Origin of the sequence: Methylicorpusculum sp. (assembly GCF_030651835.1) — a bacterium.
Lineage (GTDB): Bacteria > Pseudomonadota > Gammaproteobacteria > Methylococcales > Methylomonadaceae > Methylicorpusculum.
In genome coordinates this window covers 48,490-65,553 of record NZ_JAUSBX010000128.1, presented here as the reverse complement: position 1 = coordinate 65,553, position 17,064 = coordinate 48,490, and the positions used below count along the sequence as shown (strand labels likewise).

The following is a 17,064-nucleotide window of genomic DNA, read 5'->3' as shown; positions in this document are numbered from 1 at the left end:
CAATATTTTCTGTCTTGGATTTACCTTGATTTATTTATAAAACCAGATCAAATCTATTACATTTATAAGTGATGAATTAATGGCATCGTCAACAAAAAATATTTTTCAATACCGGGAACTCATTGCCGCACTGGCCTGGAAAAACATCGTCATCCGCTATAAACAGGCCTATCTAGGTATTTTGTGGGCTGTTTTAAAACCCTTAATGCTGATGATGATTTTTACCCTGGTTAGAAGCTTCGTCGGCATAGAAAGCGGCGATGTACCCTACCCTATTCTCACTTTCGCAGCACTTTTACCTTGGGTTTTTTTTCAGGAATCTGCATCCGAGGGCGTCAACAGCGTCACATCAAACGCAGCATTAATAAAAAAAATTTACTTCCCACGTGAAGTATTCCCTCTGACCGCCATGGCTACCAAGTTAGTTGAATTGGCTATTAGTTTCGTGATACTAGCCGGCATGATGGTTTATTATAAGATGATGCCAACTATTTATGCTTTTTGGGTGCCTGCTATTGTGTTTTACACAATGATCGTTGCACTGACGATCAGTTTTTTTGGTGCCGCGTTAAATGTATATTACCGCGATGTATCTCAGGCCCTTCCTGTTGCCCTTTCGCTTTTAATGTACGGCTCACCCGTTATTTACCCGCTAAGCCTCGTGCATAAAAAACTGATCGTAGAGCAAGCCGCTGGGGAATGGTCTGAGAGACTTTATACGCTTTACACATTAAATCCCATGGCAGGGATAATTGATGCATTTCAAAACGTGATGCTCAAAGGCCTGCCGCCTGATTTCGATACATTATACCCCGGTGCCATACTGACTATTGTCATTCTGCCCTTTAGCTACTGGTATTTTAAACGCGCGGAAAACTGGTTTGCAGATGTTATTTGATAACAGGACATTGTATCTAAAAGATGAGAACAGGCAGAGTCCCTTTTACCGGCTATTTAAAAATGCTCCAAAGCTGGTATTGTTGATAGCAGACCTGAACTATGACGAAAGTGAAAAATATGACTTTCGTTCCGAAGAAATAAAAAAAGCTACTTTTCGTTTCGATGGCATTATTACACCAGCCTCAGCACAATTTCTCCTCAAACAATTGACAGCTTTAAATAACTTAACATCGAGCAACTTGAAAGTCTGGCCGACCATCTATTCGAAATGAAAAAAGCTCATGATCTGGACGACTGACTAACAAAACGGTTTAAGACTTAAGCTGACCAATACCCAAAGTCATGAAGCTTAATTTAGGCTTTTCGTTATTTATCAATACGACAAAACACTTAATATCCAAAAAACCATGCCGATTATAGAAGTTAATTATCTGACAAAAGAATATCAGCTCGGTCATTTGACCAGTCTAAAAGAAACTGCATTAAACACATTAAGACGATTAACATTTCGCCCTGTGCAAAAACGAGAACAGTTTAAAGCACTTGATAATATCAACTTCCATATCGAAGAAGGCGAAGTGGTCGGCATCATCGGGCATAATGGCGCTGGCAAAAGCACTTTACTTAAACACTTGGCAAATATAAGCAAACCAACCAAAGGTGAAGTGATTGTCAGAGGTAGCGTTGCGCCATTGATCGAAGTCGGTGCTGGCGTCAATCCGGAACTGACCGGAAGGGAAAATATTTTTTTGAATGCCGCAATATTGGGCATACCGAAAAAGATTGTTCGACAAAAGCTGGATGAAATTATCGACTTTTCTAATCTGGAACAATTTATTGACACACCAGTTAAGCGTTACAGTTCGGGTATGACAGTCAAGCTGGGGTTTTCGATCGCTACCAGCATGGATGCAGATATTTTGATCATTGATGAAGTCTTAGCGGTGGGGGATTTGGCATTTCAGCGAAAATGTTTTGATCGCATGGAAGACATGATTAAAAGACAAGGGAAAACTGTATTGTTAGTAAGCCACAACATAAGACAAGTCCAACGTTTGTGTAGTCGAGTAATCTTACTTGATCATGGACAGATCGACACAGATGGCGAACCAAAAACAGTGTGCGACATGTTTTATGAAAAGAATGATAGAGAAATAAAAACCAACATTGATCACGCTCAGAGCAGTGCTATTGGTAGTGGTGAAATTGAATTGGTGGATATACATTTTTTAGATCAACTTGGTCATAGAGTAAATTGTCTTACGTATGATCAAAATTGTTCGATCCACTTTAGAATCCATGTACTTCAAGAGTTAGAAAATGTTACATTCGGCTTTGGATTTCATACCACTGACTTTCTTTACTTAACTACACATAACAGTGAAGAACAACTATCTATTTCGACTATCCCACCTGGAAACCATGAAATATCATGCCAAGTAAACCGATTACCACTATTGCCAGGTATCTATTCAATCCGATTTGGCATAACTGCCGGTCAAGCGGCAGGAACAATTTTTTATGGTGAAAGCTTAAAACATTTTCAAGTTATAGGAAAAATACCTATTACTATAAGAGATGGGTTCTTTGCATTAGATGCAAATTGGTGCTCAGATAATATTAAGGACTGCCAAATGATAGACTTCAATTCTAAAGAGACACAAAAATTATGAGTAGCTCACCTAATATTTGTGGTATCTGTAATACTGAAGATTATCACCCAATATATGTTGGCTATGAAATGATGTTTGGTACTAGGGAGGAATTTGAATATTTTCAATGCACCTCATGTGGTTGTTTACAAATAAGACATATCCCTAACGATTTAGGACGATTTTACCCTCCTAATTACTATTCGTTAAGTATTTCCCGAGACAAAAAAAGATCAAAACTATTTGATTATCTTATTAAACAAAGATTCAGAAATGCACTGTTTAATCAAGGCTATAAATTAAACAAAATAATTTCTAAATTTATTGAAATGCCTTACTTATGTGTCGATCAAGTTTTACTTGTAACAACGATTTTAAAACAAGCAGAAATCAAAGATTTTGATGCTAAATTTCTAGATATAGGTTGCGGTAGCTGGTCAACTTGGCTAGAAAGTCTAAGGATAATGGGATTTCACAACCTTTATGGGGCTGATCCATTTATAAAAAGTGATTTAAACGAGCATGGAATAATAATATATAAAAAAGAAATAAGTGATATAGAAGGTAAGTTTGATCTAATCACCATGCATCATTCTCTTGAACACATTCCTAATCAAAGAAATGCTTTAATTTCCGCTTCTAATTTGCTAGCTCCAGATGGTGTAATTCTAGTTCGTATTCCAATAGTTTCATCCTATGTATGGGAACAATATGGAACTAATTGGGTAGAAATGGATGCACCACGCCATCTATACCTCCACTCAAGAGAAAGTATCGAGTTGCTTGGCAAACAAGTTGGCTTGGAACTCTATAAATACATTCCAGATTCACTCGATCTCGAATTTTATGGGAGTGAACAATACTCAAGGAATATTCCTCTTACGGCACCAAACTCTTATTGGCTAAATTTTGATAATCAGATTTTTACTCCAGAGGAAATCGATAACTTTAAAAATATGGCTAAAAGAGTTAATAAAGAAAATAAAGCCGGACGAGCATGTTTCTTTTTTAAGAAAAAGAATAAAACAAATTAATTACACATGTCTAAAGTTAGCATTTGCATTCCAACATATAATGGCGAACATTATTTAGAGGAAACTTTAAATGCAGTTTTAAATCAATCGTATACTAACTTTGAAGTGATCATAGTTGACGATCAGTCTTCAGATAATACACTTGAAATAGTAAAAAGTTTTAGTGAAAAAGATAATCGAATAAATGTTTTTCAAAACGACAAAAACTTGGGGCTTGTTGGTAATTGGAACAAATGTATTGAATTAGCCAAAGGCGATTGGATAAAATTTGTTTTTCAAGATGACATAATCCACCCCAATTGTCTTGAGTTATTAATGAATTCAACTAATGATAATTCAAAGTTCATAGTATGTTGGAGAAATTTTATCTTCGAGAGTGATACGGATACTAAAACTAAAGAAGTGTACGAAAGCTTTATCTCCTTACAAGATGTATTCGATAGTTCAAATAATATTGACAAACAACATTTTGCTAAAACTGTTTTATCCTATTCTAGTAATTTTATAGGGGAACCCACGAGCACTTTAATTCATAAATCTATATTTTTAGAATATGGGCTTTTTAATCCTCTATTTAACCAATTATGTGATCTTGAATATTGGATTAGGGTTGGACTGAATGAGGGTGTGACTGTGGTTCCAGAATATTTAGTTGATTTTAGAGTGCATACCCAAGCAACCAGTTTTATGAATTCAAATCAAAAATTATTTCGTGCCGATGAACTAGATCCATTATTGTTACTTCACGAGTTTACTTATAATCCTTATTTCTCAATTCTTCATGAAACTCATACTATTTTTGGAAACAAAAGAAATCTTAAAAAAGAATTTGCCAAAAAAGCTCATTGGGTTAAAAATCGAGCTAGAGAGCTACAAAAGTTAGAAATAAATAATAATGAATTATTAAGTTGGAATGAGTTGGCAAATGTATATCCAAAACTCGAAAATTCAATCCATATAATGCCTTTAAAATTAAAAGGCTGGATAAAGAAGAATTTTTGGTGGTTTTACCAATGAGAAGTTTAATATATTTAGTCATACTTAACTGGAATGGCAAAGAAGATACACTTGCCTGTCTTAATTCTTTAAAAAAACTGAATTACATTAATTATGAAGTTATTGTCGTTGATAATGGCTCAACTGATGGTTCGGAAGATGTATTTCGTGCCTATTATCCTGACTTGAAAGTTATACAAACGGGTCAGAATTTAGGGTACGCTGAGGGTAACAACGTAGGTATTCGATATGCTCTTGAAAAGAATGCAGAATATATTTTATTACTCAACAATGACACTATTGTAGATTCTGATTTACTGAATGAGCTTGAATTAGCTGCAGACAATAATCCAAATGTAGGTGTTTTTGGCGCAACTTTGTTATATATGGATAACCCTAAAATTATCTGGTTTGCTGGTGCAAAATGGAACCCCCAAACACTGACTTTTGATTATCCCTACCAAGATCAAAAAATACCTGAAAATCTTTATACTAAAACTGATTATGCTTGTGGCGCAGCACTTTTTTTTCGTTCTGAAGTGGCCAAGTCCATCGGGTTATTAGACGCCCGTTTTTTTCTTGTTTGGGAAGAATCAGATTGGTGTTTAAGAGCAAAAAGAGTAGGTTATGGATGCCAACAAGTTCCTGCAGCTTATGTATGGCATAAAGTCGGTGTATCGTTTGATGGAGAAGATTCTCCATTACGAGAATACTTTGATTTTCGCAATCGCTTACTGTGGGCAGAAAAGAACATACCTTTGAATGATTTTTTTCGCCTAATAATTAGTTCAATATTTTCATTATTTCCTCACTTTTCTATTTATAGTTCTGAAAAAACACCCTTTTTAAAATCATTAGCCTGGGCAGTCGTTGATTTTAAAACTAATTGGTTTAATCCAAATTTGCGTGCTAAACGCAGAGGCATTATGGATTATTTTTTTAGGCAGTTTGGAGATTGCCCTGACAGCATCAGAATGTTAAATAAAACTTATAAAGTGACGACTCATAAAAACAACTGAACGGATTTTGATAGAAAATGAGTTCGCTAATAATCAATCTTTCCAGCGTGTGAAGCCGAAACTTATGCAAGAACATTCTAATGGCACGAGCCAACTAAAACCTATATTCGGCATAAATGTGATTGGTTATGTTAGTAGTAATCTAAGCCTTGGTATTACTGCTAGACATTTTATTAAGCTCTTTATTGAAAAAGGTATACCTGTTTCTGTATTTGATATTGATTATCAAAGTGCACCTAATGCAAAATCAAATGAATATGAAGCTCTTACGATAAAACCCGGAACAGAGCTTCCTTATTCAATCAATATTTTTTTTATCGCATTACGTAATCTACCTGCGCTTTTTTTAAATCAAAAACCGGGTATCTTTTCTCAGGAACGACTTAATGTTGGTCTAATTTGGTGTGAGGAAACCGCTCTCCCAAAGCGGTGTTGTGAGGCTTTACGTTTGTTTGATGTTATTCTGACAGGCTCTCATTTTGTTCGCCAAGTTTACGATACTAATATTTCCGATATATTAACAGTACCTTGTATACACCCTTTATTTCTTCCATCAAATATTTCACCAGACCGTGATCGCTTTGGCTTACCAAAAGACCGGCTGTTATTTGTGTCTAGCTTTGACCCACATTCAGATCCAGCCCGAAAAAACCCATTTGGTGCAATAGATGCTTTTATGACCGCTTTTCCGGAGTGTCCGAACGATAATGAGCAACCGCATCTAATAATCAAACTAAACAATGCAGAAGTAAAAAGCAGTACTAGTGACCCTTTAGTTTTGGTCAATAAATTAAAAATTCATTGCTCTAATAATCCTAGAATTCACTTCATTGCTAAATCGTTATCCTATACTGATGTTTTAAGTCTATATGCCAGTTGTGACGTATTTGTTTCAATGCATCGAGCAGAAGGCTTGGGCTTAGGCCTTTTAGAGTGTATGGCTTTAGGTAAACCTGTTATTGCCACCGCTTGGTCAGGCAATATGTCCTTTATGAAGCACACTAATTCTTGTTTGGTAGGTTATGACCTGGCGCCATACTCTGCTTTGGATGCTAATAATCCAGATAAATTGGGCAAAAAGGCGCTATGGGCTGAGCCTCATATAGATGAGGCTGTGGACTGGATGAAAAAACTAGCTAGTGATGAATTACTTAGACGACGTATTGGCGAACAAGCCTCGATTGATGCAAGAACCTACCACGCAGCAGCAGAACGAATTGAATTCATGGATGAACTTATCGTCATTTTGGAAGAGAAAAAATTTATGAAACGCCGTCAAAATGAAAAGGTAAAAAATTTGTCGGCTTTAAGACAAGCCCAACAAGATTTTATTTATTATGGATGGGATGGAGTTAAGCGCCGTATTGAAGATGTACTTAACAGACATTTGCTGTGGCGTTACAAAAAGCCTTAAGAAAACCAGTTGATCAATTACGATCTAACTAATTGGTTTACTAGACCTGTACCCTACATTATTCAAACTTTTATTTAGCTATAACCCATGGTGACATCCAAGATAACGCCAACTATATCGGTCATTATGCCCTGCTTTAATGCGGAAAATCATTTGCAATCTAGTATTAGCAGTATATTAGAGCAAACATTTTCTAATTTTGAGTTACTCATTGTGAATGATGGTTCAACAGATAAAAGCATTTCCATAGCAAAATCTTTTAATGACTCAAGAATAAAAATTATAAACCAAAATAATCAAGGCGTTTGTAACGCACGAAATAATGCAATTTCAATCGCTTCAGGTGAGTATATTGCTTTTCAAGATGCAGATGATACTTGGCATAAAAGCTGTCTAGACGAACTATATAATGCTTTGAAAATGCATCCCGATGCTGTCCTTGCATATTGTGGCTGGCAAAATGTTGGTTTGCCAGGTCCGCGAGGCGAACTATTCATTCCTCCAGACTATGAAAATGAAAATAAACTAATCAATTTATTTGAAAATTGTCTTTGGCCAATAAATGCTTGCTTAACTAAAAAAAGGGCCATTGTTGATGCTGGTGGCTTTGATAAGCGATTCAAAACCTCCGAGGACTATTTGCTCTGGTTAAAAATTGCTAAAGATCAATCTATAATTTTAGTACCAAAAATTCTGGCTTTTTATAATCATCACGGTGAAGCGCAAGCAACACTAAATAAATCTGGGATGGCTATTAATCACTTGTTGGCACAGCAAAGCTTTTTAAGAGAATATCCCTATGATGAAAATAAATTATCAGTAGAAATCCAAAAAAAATTGATGTTTGATTATTTAATTAAACAAGGATTTGATTGCTACTGGAATAGGGAATTACATCATGCCAGAATAATATTTCGTATAATCATGAAATCTGGCTATGGAGACATTAAATATTGGAAATATATGTTACCGGCACTGTTGCCTTTTAAATTACATAAATACCTTGTTTACCTGCTTGAATCAAAATGAGCATATATTTCATTATGATTGTTCTAGTTTTATTTTAATTTCTAAATGGAAAATTTATGAGTCGTTTTGTCATTTTGATGTATCACATGATTTCAGAACCAAGAACAACGACTGAAAAAAGGTATGCCTGCCCTCCTCAGCAATTTGAAAAACATATACAGATGCTATTAGATAATAACTATACTCCAATAAGTATTGATCAAGTATGGAATTATTATTCTGAAAATATACCCTTACCCGATAAAGCTGTTTTAATTTCATTAGACGATGGTTTTGAAGACAATTACTTGAATGCCTTTCCTGTTTTTAAGCGTTACAACATTCCCGCTATTATTTACTTGGCTTCAGGGGTTATTGGTCATATAAATACTTGGATGGTAGCACCGGCATTTTCCCAACGAAAAATGTTATCTTGGGAACAAATTAAAGAAATGTCTAATGAGGGTATTCAATTTGGCTCTCATACAGTAACTCATCCTCAATTGGATAAACTAAGCAATGATGAAGCTTATCAGGAGCTAATTGATTCTAAACAATCTATTGAAAATCATTTAGGCTGCGAGTGCTCGCATTTTGCTTACCCCTTCGGCCTGTTTAATGAACATACTCAAAAATTAGTTAGTGACGCAGGCTATAAAACAGCTTGCTCAACCCGTTCTGGATTTAACAATGCAGAACGGAACCCCTTAATTCTTCATCGAATTGATGTTTACGGTACTGATTCCGCATGGAAACTAAAGCAAAAGTTAACTTACGGTATAAATAACTCCAGTCTCTTTTATCCCATGAGGTATGTTTATAATCGTCTTATAGAGAAGACTAAGAATCTAATGGGGTAGCTTATTCTAAACCAATTACCCTTACGAAACTAGATAGCGATAGCTCATAAGCTATTCATCTTAATATAATTATATAAATATGATAGATACTTCCGTTGTTATTTGTACTTATAACCGTGCCAATTCACTCGACGACACCCTAAACTGCCTTACTAAACAGTCCTATGATGCGTCAAAATGGGAATTAATTGTTGTTGATAATAATTCAAATGATAATACAAAAGAAATTATTAATAAATACAGCGGAATACTACCCCATTTAAATTACCAATTTGAGCCTCAACAAGGACTTTCCTACGCTAGAAACTTGGGTATTAAAACTGCAACAGGCTCAATAATTGTTTTCACTGATGATGATGTTCTGCCTGAAACTGATTGGCTGGAAACCACCTTATCGGGTATGGAAAAATATAAGGCTGATGCATGTGGAGGTTATATCGCCCCAATTTGGGAAACGCCCCCGCCTTCATGGCTAACAGAACGGTTTTATGGCTTTTTGGCCATAAAAACCGATCGTACTGATGATTACATCATTACTAACCTTAAATTGGCCCCCTTTGGTGCTAATATGGCTTTTAGGAAATCGACTTTTCAAAAAGTAGGCCTTTTTAATACTGACCGCGGTAGAAAAGGAATGACACTGTCGAGTGGCGAAGATGATGATTTATTTGAAAGAATACTCGCAACTGGTCTTAAAGCGGTTTTTCTCGGTCAATCACGTGTCCACCACAAAGTTGAGCGTTTCCGATTGAGTAAATCCTATTTTCGAAAGTGGCGATTTCAGAGCAGTAGTAACATGGCCAAAAGTAATGGCATTCCAGAGGGCCGTCGAATTTTCAACATCCCTTTATATCTTTTTCCTCAATTACTGAGAAGTGTTTTAAAAACGATATGGGGTTATGTGGCTAAGCCAGCCGATGAGGCGTTTTATCGAGAAATGATTGTTTTTCATTTTCTTGGACTGATACACGGTTTGTATCGCTTTTGATCAATGACCTCCAAAACTTTACACTACGACAATGACTGATCTAACTATAATAATCTGTACGCACAATAGATCAGAATTGCTTGTTTCTGCAATTGAATCCATTAATGCTGCTGAAAGACCTATTAGCTGTAATTTAAAAATTCTAGTTATTGCAAATGCATGCACTGACAATACTGTCAAAAAACTCAAGGATTACCAATATCACCACCACAACACTAACACTGTACCCCTTCTGTTTGAAGAAGAATTAAGACCCGGTAAATCTTATGCTTTAAATCATGCTATTAGATGTGTAAAAACTGGGTTTCTTTGCTTTATGGACGATGATCAACGGATTGACAAAAACTACCTGATCTCAATTATAGAAACCATTGCTGAATTTCCGCAAACTACGATGCTTTGTGGGCCACTTTATCCTGACTGGCAAGGCAATGAACCGGCTTGGGTACATGAAAATGGCAAATATCGTATTTACCCTTTGCCTGTCCCTGAATTCAATCTTGGAATTAATTTAATACAGGTAACAAAGGAAAATCAGACACCTCCGGGTGGTCAAATAATTATACGCAAAGATGTGTTTGATAGAGTAGGTTACTTTTCAGAAGATTTAGGACCTAAGGGCCATAATTTAGTTGGGGGCGAGGATACTGATTTTTTCCTTAGAGCAATAAATTTAGGCGAACAATTTTTATATGCGCCCACTATTATTCAATACCACTTTGTTGATCCAAATCGCTTCAAATTAAGTTATCTCTTACACACCAGTTATCAAAGAAATCGATCATTAACCTCGATAACCCGTCAATCTAATAGGATCCCACTTTATTTATACGCAAAACTTACAAACTATCTCCTTTCGGCTATTTTTTCTTTAAGTTATAAAAAGATACGCTTTTACCTAATACGTACCGCCTGTATCTTGGGTCAAATAGCCGGACATCTTCAAACGCCTCGTTAACCATCGGTTATACTTATGCGTGACATTGTAATACTAATATTTTTAGCTGGGTGTATTATTGCGGCTTTAAAAAAGCCTTGGTGGGGTGTTTTATCCCTAGCTATTTTCAGTTATATGAATCCACATGCTTATGCTTGGGGTTTTGTTCGTACTCTCCCCGTTTATTATGTACTGTTTCTAGTCGTTGCATTTCGAACTTTTACTACGAAGGATAAACAACCCATTCCAAGTGACTGGCGAGTGAAGGTGTTTATACTACTTTGGCTTTATTTTTTAATGACGACAACTGTCGCTTATGTTCCAGATATTGCCTGGGAGAGATTTTGGTTTGTCACGAAAATCTATATTCCTTTTTACTTTACCTTAGTGCTAATAAATACACGCGAAAAACTTTACTATCTCATTGCTACTATTGGCCTATCCATTGGAATTGTAGCTTTAAAAGGGGGGATTTTTGCTATTATGACCGGCTTTGGCCATCGAGTGTATGGTCCTCCTGCATCTCTTTTTGGTGGCAACAATGAGTTTGCAATCGCTATGCTCATTTCAATACCGCTGTTACTAATTTGGCGAAATGAAACAACAAATACACTGATAAAAAAAGGATTACTTTATTCAATCCCTATTATTTTCATTGCATCGATATCTTCCTGGTCACGAGGTGCTTTGCTAACCATGACTGCTTTGACACTAATGTTAATCTGGCACAGCAAACGAAAATTCTTTGCTATCCCTTTAGCCATTGTAGGTGCTGGCATAGCTATTGATTTCTTGCCTCAAGAATGGTTTGGGCGTATGGAAACTCTTGAAACTTACAACGAAGACGCTTCTGCTATGGGCCGTATTACGGTGTGGATTGATGGATGGAACCACACTTTAAGCCATCCATTTACAGGAACAGGTTTTGAAGGTTGGATTTGGATTACGGAGCGTGACTGGCATAGCTCCTATGTGGAAATGTTTGCAGAACATGGCTTCGTTGCATTTGGGCTTTGGTTATCTTTAATATTTGGAACACTTTTCAGCTTAACCACACTTCCATCCAAAGTAAAAAACGTTGCTAGTATGGAATGGGTGAGCAATTACTGTTACATGTTACGTGCATCTATTATCTGCTATATGATAGGCACTGCATTTTTAGGTCTTGCTTATTGGGACTTACTCTATCACTTGATCTTTATTTCCGCTTTATTAAAAAAGTTCGTCAATGAAGAGTTTTTGCAAAAACAAGAATTGACAAGCCCAATTAAAGTCAGAAGTTTTACTGGCCGAATTCATCAAACAGAAAAACTGAATGAACGGATTTAATAGATATTAAGCGTGAATCAAGAAAGAGTAATTAGGATTCCGTCATAAATAACTTCCCGGAATAAGGATTGTGTCGAACTGTACGATTACCCCCCCTTTGAAAAAGAGAGGCTGGGAGGGAGTTTTTAATAAATCTCCCTCAATCCCCCTTTTTCAAAGGGGGGAAGTTATTTTTATTTGGTTTTATTCCGATAATCAAACTCATGCCATTTCAAAGTTTCCCATTCGCTAATTAAATAGGTAATTCGATCCTTTTGTTTGGAGTCGGCCAATAATTCCAGCAGTGTTTTCCATTGTTTATATTCACTGAGATAAGCCTGCTCAGAACGAAAATCAAAAGTTAACCGGTCTCCACCGAATTTAACGTGTCCAATTAGCGAAGGAAATGATAGATTTCCAACCAATTGAAACACTGTTTTCTCTTGATTAAGCCATTGATTAGACAATTCAAAGGCCGACCTAACCGCCATTTCAGCGACATCGACTTGTCCTATTGCTTGGCTGATTTCTATATTCGGGTCATTAAAGACCAATGGAATGTGTGTTTGAGCTTCATTAATCGCATGACCATGCCCCAAAAACCCATCTTCAAATAATGATTCGCCGTGATCTCCGAGAATGACCAATGTAGTTTTATCGTACAGATTATTTTTTTTGAGCGTTTCAACCACTTGCCCGACCGCCCAATCGGCATTAGAGATTGCATTCCAATAGGTAGCCGCTACGCGATCCCGGTTTTCTGCAACAATCTCGGAGCGAGGAATAAATTCCTTGATGAGTCTTTTTTGCATATTCGGATGCGAATAGGGGAAATGAGCCGCCTGAAAATTTAAATAAATAAATTGCGGCGTCTTTAAATCCAGCTCACTGAAACGTTTTTGAAACTGCTCAACCACCCTCTCTTCACTTAGTCTCAGGCTGCCTGAATCTTTGCTGGGAAACACCCTATCTTCAATCGCCGTGCGCGCATCAAAATAATTAACGCCCTCTTTTGTCATGCCGGTATTCAAGGCGATATCACCGAAAGATTCATCCTGTCCTGAAATAATTGAAATGCCATAACCGGAGGCCTGCAGAAAATCAATCAACCTAATGCGATGATCGTGTTGAATCAGTTCGCGGTTAAATAGCGCCATGAGCGAGGTTACAGTATAGCCCGTATGACTGTAAGCATATTCGGCTGAAGTTCCGGTTCGTGCAATTTCACGCATAACCGGCGCTACATATTGTCCGCCGATTTGTTGCTCTAACAAATCGACGCGTGCTGTTTCTAAAACGATCAAAATAATATGTTTGCCGGCACGCGGCTGAATTTCTTTTAACGGATCGGGCGCGAGAGGCATTAATATCGCGTCACCCAATAAGCCATCTTCATCGATTTCATTGCCGGGAATATCCAACGCACCTGGAAAAATTCGCGCATCGAATAAGGCGGAATCTTTTGGATAGCCAAATAAACCATAACCATCATTATCAAAGTCACTCAATGCGTCAAGGCCAGAACTAATTAAACGATAAGACGTTTTTTTTCCCAGTCCATAACGCAGATAGTCGCTGTCAGAAACGGCATAGGTTAAAAAAGGTGTGACGACCGACATGACAATCAGTATCCACTTTAAGATCAGAGATTGAGGTAAGTCTTGGTGATAATCTCTAATATACTCATGGTTTTTTAAATACCGGGCGATAAATATAAAAACGCCAATAATAATGACCATAATCCCGGTAAACAGCGCAATCTCATTAGATGCATAAAGTAATCCCTCCTTAATGCTGCCGCCGCCCAGACTGGCGATAATCTGATAATTGATGGTGTCATTAAAATAAGACAGTACTTTGAATTTTAGACCCAGCCAAATACCCATGACTAATAACATAAGTACTGTAAAACTGTAATAAATAAGAATACCGAATTTATTTAACTTATCGGCGAGATAAAACCAGAAAATTCCAAAAATACCGAATAACAGAAAGTCATACCATAACGAAAGCAGTATAAAAAAAGCTCTTTCCGGTAATGTCCTGTAGGCGTAGGGTTGTAAAAAACCGCCAATAAAAATATCGTATTTGACCTGCAAAAGTGCGAGTTCAAATAATTGAACAATTAAAATAACGGCTAATACTGAAATAAGTCTCCGGTGACACCATATGAATTTTTCTAGTTTGACCGAAAACATTTTGTATCCTGAGTGAATTAAATAATCTTATTGTTATGATATAACAAACGCACTTTATATGACTTGAATTTCTACTTAACCTACGAATGCTTTAGCTTAAAAATTCAAGCATATCTTCATTTTTTACGCGGTAATAAATTGTCTCTACCGGTAACGTTAAGCTGATCGATTCAAAAGTTATCTGATCGCCTAAAAAATAATGTTTTGGCAGCCAGGCTTCGCTTCGCCGTATGACCTGAATATCGACATAATCCTGCTCGATTAATACATATTCCTGCAAACTCGGAATGTTGATATAGGACATCAATTTGATTGTTTCATCAGTTTTGCGCGTTGTTTTTGATACTACTTCAACAATGATAATAGGTGTTTCAGTATAGTACGGTTGTGATTCATCAAAATTACAAGCTACGATGACATCAGGATAAAAGTAATTAGGACCTGCTTTTACTTTCATATCCGAACCAAAAGGTTCACATGGTGAGCCATCCAAATGATCGCCGAACTTTCTTGAAATATTCAAACAAATCCGTTCATGATTAGCCGATGCCCCGGTCATCGCCAAAACAGAACCACCGATAAGTTCATGCTTTACATCGCTGGTTAATTCGCCCTGTAAATAGTCTTCTTCACTTAAATTGGAAGGCTTTGCTCTTAACACTTTAGATAACTCCAGGCAGAGTTTGTAAATCAACTCTTAAATAAATGGTTCGTCCAAACTGCTCTAATACGTTTTTCTCTCATTCCTAATCCTGATTAGCAGGATGTTTTAGCTCTAACTCATTATCCTTAGCCAACCGCGTCATTTCGGCAGGGATTGCCGAACCCCAGACTTCATGGATAGCTCGAAGCTTACCCTCCATGGCACTGGATGCCCGTTTCCAGACGGGCATGACGGGCTCGTGGATTTAGCTGAAACATCTTGCTAATCAGGTTCCTAATTATCGTTTTTTCGCTTGAAACCACTGCTCCAACATCATCAAAATCCAAATCAATTCACCGTAATATGCGGCATGGACGCTTTGATGCATGTTTATGGCATGGTCAAGAAAATCACTGCGCAGATAGTCTCTTTTTTTCAGTGAGTTGATGCTGTCATAAGCCAATTCTTTCAGGGGTTGATGATCTTTTAACCAGATGCCGAAAGGAAGACCGAAACCATGTTTTGATTTGTTGATAATTTGATCAGGTAAATAATTGCGCATGGCTTCTTTATAAAACCACCTCAATTGCTGGCCTTTAAGTTTGTCGGATGAAGGAATTTGACAAGACAAATCGATGATAGATTTATCCAATAATGGATAGCGAACTTCAACCCCGGCCATTTCGCACATCTTATTGACTTTAACCAGATCGTTATCATGCAGCGTTGTTTTCCAGTCCATATAAAGCATACGGTTTAACGCGCTAGCCTTGGCAGGCCGGTTATAACAATCACGCAGGCTTTGTATCGGTGAATTGACGTCAATAGCCTCTAAAAAGTCAGCATTGAATATGTCATTCGCCGAATGCCGGTTCATGAAATTATAATCCTGCAGCCGATCGGGTAAGGGTATCTCGGCTTGTTCAACATAACGCTTGGCTTTAAAGATGATTTTATTCTTCAATAAAATCTGTGGCGCGTGCGTTAAACCTGATTTAAGTAAATTTCTTGCCAAACCAGGGATTTGGTAATATTTATCGAACAGCAACTGTTTGGCATAACGCTCATTGCCTGCAAACAATTCATCACCACCATCTCCAGCCAACATGACATTTATTCCGCTATCTTTCGCCATTTTGGCGCAATAGTAAGCGGCCAATGCGGATGAGTTGCCGAAGGGTTCATCATAATAAGCTGCGATTTTTGGAATGGCGGCAACGGTATCTTCGGGAGTCAGATAATATTCATTGGAACGGGTTTTGAATCGATCCACGGCGATGCGTGCATACTCGATTTCATCGTATCCTTCCACAGGAAAGCCCATCGTATAAGTTCTGGCCTGCCCCGGATAGACTTCTGATAAGGCACCGGCAACACTGGAACTGTCCAACCCGCCGCTTAAAAACGCCCCGGTTTGATCGGACCCTACAGCAGCCTGTCTAACCGCATCAATCAGTTTTTCTTTTAAACTCTTGCCGGCTTCTTCATTCGAAACTCGCCGGTTTTCTGAGAACTCCGGCACCCAGTAATAACTGAGTGTCACCCTGCCCTCTTGGTAAACCAGGAGTTGCCCACCCTCTAATTTTTTGACCTGTTTGTAAATGGTATTGGGACTGGGACAGTGATGGAAGTAAAGGTATTCATAAATCGTCTGTTGAGATATTTCATCACTCACCATGGGGTGAGCAATTACCGCATCAGCCGTTGATCCGAAAACAAGACCACCGGGTATCTCAGCGTAATAAAGATGAGTAAGTCCCAGAAAATCGGTCATCAACAGAAGTTCTTTTTTGGCCGGATTGAACATTAAGCCATTAAACGGGTATTCGGCTTGATTTAAAGATGGAGGTCCCTGCTCTATATAGCGTTCCGCCAGTTTTTGCAGTTGATCTTTAGCGAGATGATGACCGCCCTCATCCGCAATCACATAATGCGGACCGGCGATCAGGCTCTTATCCAAAGCCAAGTAAGCTAACTCTCCAGCTTTGGACACATTCAGGTCATCACGAAAAAACTGCGGCGCCTGTTGTTTAATTCTTTGCAACCACTGTTCTGGTTGATTCTGGTTTGGCGTGTCCGTGAAACTACCGGCAATAAATCCCATATG

At 37.6% G+C, this 17,064-nt stretch carries 16 protein-coding genes; 12 read left to right on the top strand and 4 right to left on the bottom strand.

What is annotated here, in order from left to right:
* The first annotated feature begins 79 nt into the window (after nt 1–79).
* The 12 genes from Q7V32_RS16780 to Q7V32_RS16730 all read left to right on the top strand — a co-directional run bounded on the left by Q7V32_RS16780 (nt 80) and on the right by Q7V32_RS16730 (nt 12,137).
* Nucleotides 80–898, top strand: coding sequence for an ABC transporter permease (locus Q7V32_RS16780; RefSeq protein WP_304898132.1), 819 nt, complete (start codon nt 80–82; stop codon nt 896–898).
* Nucleotides 888–1,172: a DUF2887 domain-containing protein gene (locus tag Q7V32_RS20865; RefSeq protein WP_370691475.1), complete on the top strand. Its 285-nt coding sequence runs from the start codon at nt 888–890 to the stop codon at nt 1,170–1,172. The genes Q7V32_RS16780 and Q7V32_RS20865 overlap by 11 nt, the downstream gene beginning before the upstream one ends.
* Before the next feature lie 135 nt (nt 1,173–1,307).
* A complete protein-coding gene (locus Q7V32_RS16775; RefSeq protein ID WP_304898131.1) occupies nt 1,308–2,573 on the top strand; it encodes an ABC transporter ATP-binding protein in 1,266 nt (421 codons plus the stop codon).
* Nucleotides 2,570–3,586 (top strand): class I SAM-dependent methyltransferase, encoded by a 1,017-nt coding sequence (locus Q7V32_RS16770; protein ID WP_304898130.1) that lies wholly within the window; start codon nt 2,570–2,572, stop codon nt 3,584–3,586. Before Q7V32_RS16775 ends, Q7V32_RS16770 begins: the two co-directional genes overlap by 4 nt.
* A gap of 6 nt (nt 3,587–3,592) precedes the next feature.
* On the top strand, nt 3,593–4,603 hold the full coding sequence (locus Q7V32_RS16765; RefSeq protein ID WP_304898129.1) for a glycosyltransferase family 2 protein: 1,011 nt from the start codon (nt 3,593–3,595) through the stop codon (nt 4,601–4,603).
* Nucleotides 4,600–5,601, top strand: coding sequence for a glycosyltransferase family 2 protein (locus tag Q7V32_RS16760; protein WP_304898128.1), 1,002 nt, complete (start codon nt 4,600–4,602; stop codon nt 5,599–5,601). Before Q7V32_RS16765 ends, Q7V32_RS16760 begins: the two co-directional genes overlap by 4 nt.
* Before the next feature lie 64 nt (nt 5,602–5,665).
* Entirely contained in the window at nt 5,666–7,015 is a 1,350-nt protein-coding gene (locus Q7V32_RS16755; protein ID WP_304898127.1) for a glycosyltransferase family 4 protein, read from the top strand.
* Between the two features lie 87 nt (nt 7,016–7,102).
* Nucleotides 7,103–8,044, top strand: coding sequence for a glycosyltransferase (locus Q7V32_RS16750; protein ID WP_304898126.1), 942 nt, complete (start codon nt 7,103–7,105; stop codon nt 8,042–8,044).
* A 56-nt stretch (nt 8,045–8,100) separates the two neighbouring features.
* Nucleotides 8,101–8,883: a polysaccharide deacetylase family protein gene (locus Q7V32_RS16745; protein WP_304898125.1), complete on the top strand. Its 783-nt coding sequence runs from the start codon at nt 8,101–8,103 to the stop codon at nt 8,881–8,883.
* 79 nt (nt 8,884–8,962) lie between these two features.
* Entirely contained in the window at nt 8,963–9,871 is a 909-nt protein-coding gene (locus Q7V32_RS16740; protein ID WP_304898124.1) for a glycosyltransferase, read from the top strand.
* Between the two features lie 31 nt (nt 9,872–9,902).
* Complete coding sequence (locus Q7V32_RS16735) at nt 9,903–10,829, top strand: glycosyltransferase family 2 protein (RefSeq protein WP_304898123.1); 927 nt, start codon at nt 9,903–9,905, stop codon at nt 10,827–10,829.
* Between the two features lie 15 nt (nt 10,830–10,844).
* Entirely contained in the window at nt 10,845–12,137 is a 1,293-nt protein-coding gene (locus tag Q7V32_RS16730) for a putative O-glycosylation ligase, exosortase A system-associated (protein ID WP_304898122.1), read from the top strand.
* Nucleotides 12,138–12,310: 173 nt separating this feature from the next.
* On the opposite strand, the gene Q7V32_RS16725 is transcribed toward Q7V32_RS16730, so the two are convergent.
* From Q7V32_RS16725 to Q7V32_RS16710, 4 genes are all read right to left on the bottom strand, one after another.
* Nucleotides 12,311–14,314 (bottom strand): sulfatase-like hydrolase/transferase, encoded by a 2,004-nt coding sequence (locus Q7V32_RS16725; protein WP_304898121.1) that lies wholly within the window; start codon nt 14,312–14,314, stop codon nt 12,311–12,313.
* 91 nt (nt 14,315–14,405) lie between these two features.
* A complete protein-coding gene (locus Q7V32_RS16720) occupies nt 14,406–14,975 on the bottom strand; it encodes a Uma2 family endonuclease (protein ID WP_304898120.1) in 570 nt (189 codons plus the stop codon).
* 85 nt (nt 14,976–15,060) lie between these two features.
* Entirely contained in the window at nt 15,061–15,207 is a 147-nt protein-coding gene (locus Q7V32_RS16715; RefSeq protein WP_304898119.1) for a hypothetical protein, read from the bottom strand.
* A 48-nt stretch (nt 15,208–15,255) separates the two neighbouring features.
* The gene (locus tag Q7V32_RS16710) at nt 15,256–17,061 is read right to left on the bottom strand and encodes an asparagine synthetase B (RefSeq protein WP_304898118.1); all 1,806 of its coding nucleotides are present in this window, start codon (nt 17,059–17,061) and stop codon (nt 15,256–15,258) included.
* Nucleotides 17,062–17,064: the final 3 nt, after the last annotated feature.

What these genes read in the sequence shown, in the direction of transcription:
- Q7V32_RS16780 (WP_304898132.1), top strand. Translation starts at nt 80, where the DNA reads ATGGCATCGTCAACAAAAAATATTTTTCAATACCGGGAACTCATTGCC.
- Q7V32_RS20865 (WP_370691475.1), top strand. Translation starts at nt 888, where the DNA reads ATGTTATTTGATAACAGGACATTGTATCTAAAAGATGAGAACAGGCAG.
- Q7V32_RS16775 (WP_304898131.1), top strand. Translation starts at nt 1,308, where the DNA reads ATGCCGATTATAGAAGTTAATTATCTGACAAAAGAATATCAGCTCGGT.
- Q7V32_RS16770 (WP_304898130.1), top strand. Translation starts at nt 2,570, where the DNA reads ATGAGTAGCTCACCTAATATTTGTGGTATCTGTAATACTGAAGATTAT.
- Q7V32_RS16765 (WP_304898129.1), top strand. Translation starts at nt 3,593, where the DNA reads ATGTCTAAAGTTAGCATTTGCATTCCAACATATAATGGCGAACATTAT.
- Q7V32_RS16760 (WP_304898128.1), top strand. Translation starts at nt 4,600, where the DNA reads ATGAGAAGTTTAATATATTTAGTCATACTTAACTGGAATGGCAAAGAA.
- Q7V32_RS16755 (WP_304898127.1), top strand. Translation starts at nt 5,666, where the DNA reads ATGCAAGAACATTCTAATGGCACGAGCCAACTAAAACCTATATTCGGC.
- Q7V32_RS16750 (WP_304898126.1), top strand. Translation starts at nt 7,103, where the DNA reads ATGGTGACATCCAAGATAACGCCAACTATATCGGTCATTATGCCCTGC.
- Q7V32_RS16745 (WP_304898125.1), top strand. Translation starts at nt 8,101, where the DNA reads ATGAGTCGTTTTGTCATTTTGATGTATCACATGATTTCAGAACCAAGA.
- Q7V32_RS16740 (WP_304898124.1), top strand. Translation starts at nt 8,963, where the DNA reads ATGATAGATACTTCCGTTGTTATTTGTACTTATAACCGTGCCAATTCA.
- Q7V32_RS16735 (WP_304898123.1), top strand. Translation starts at nt 9,903, where the DNA reads ATGACTGATCTAACTATAATAATCTGTACGCACAATAGATCAGAATTG.
- Q7V32_RS16730 (WP_304898122.1), top strand. Translation starts at nt 10,845, where the DNA reads ATGCGTGACATTGTAATACTAATATTTTTAGCTGGGTGTATTATTGCG.
- Q7V32_RS16725 (WP_304898121.1), bottom strand. Translation starts at nt 14,314, where the DNA reads ATGTTTTCGGTCAAACTAGAAAAATTCATATGGTGTCACCGGAGACTT.
- Q7V32_RS16715 (WP_304898119.1), bottom strand. Translation starts at nt 15,207, where the DNA reads ATGCCCGTCTGGAAACGGGCATCCAGTGCCATGGAGGGTAAGCTTCGA.
- Q7V32_RS16710 (WP_304898118.1), bottom strand. Translation starts at nt 17,061, where the DNA reads ATGGGATTTATTGCCGGTAGTTTCACGGACACGCCAAACCAGAATCAA.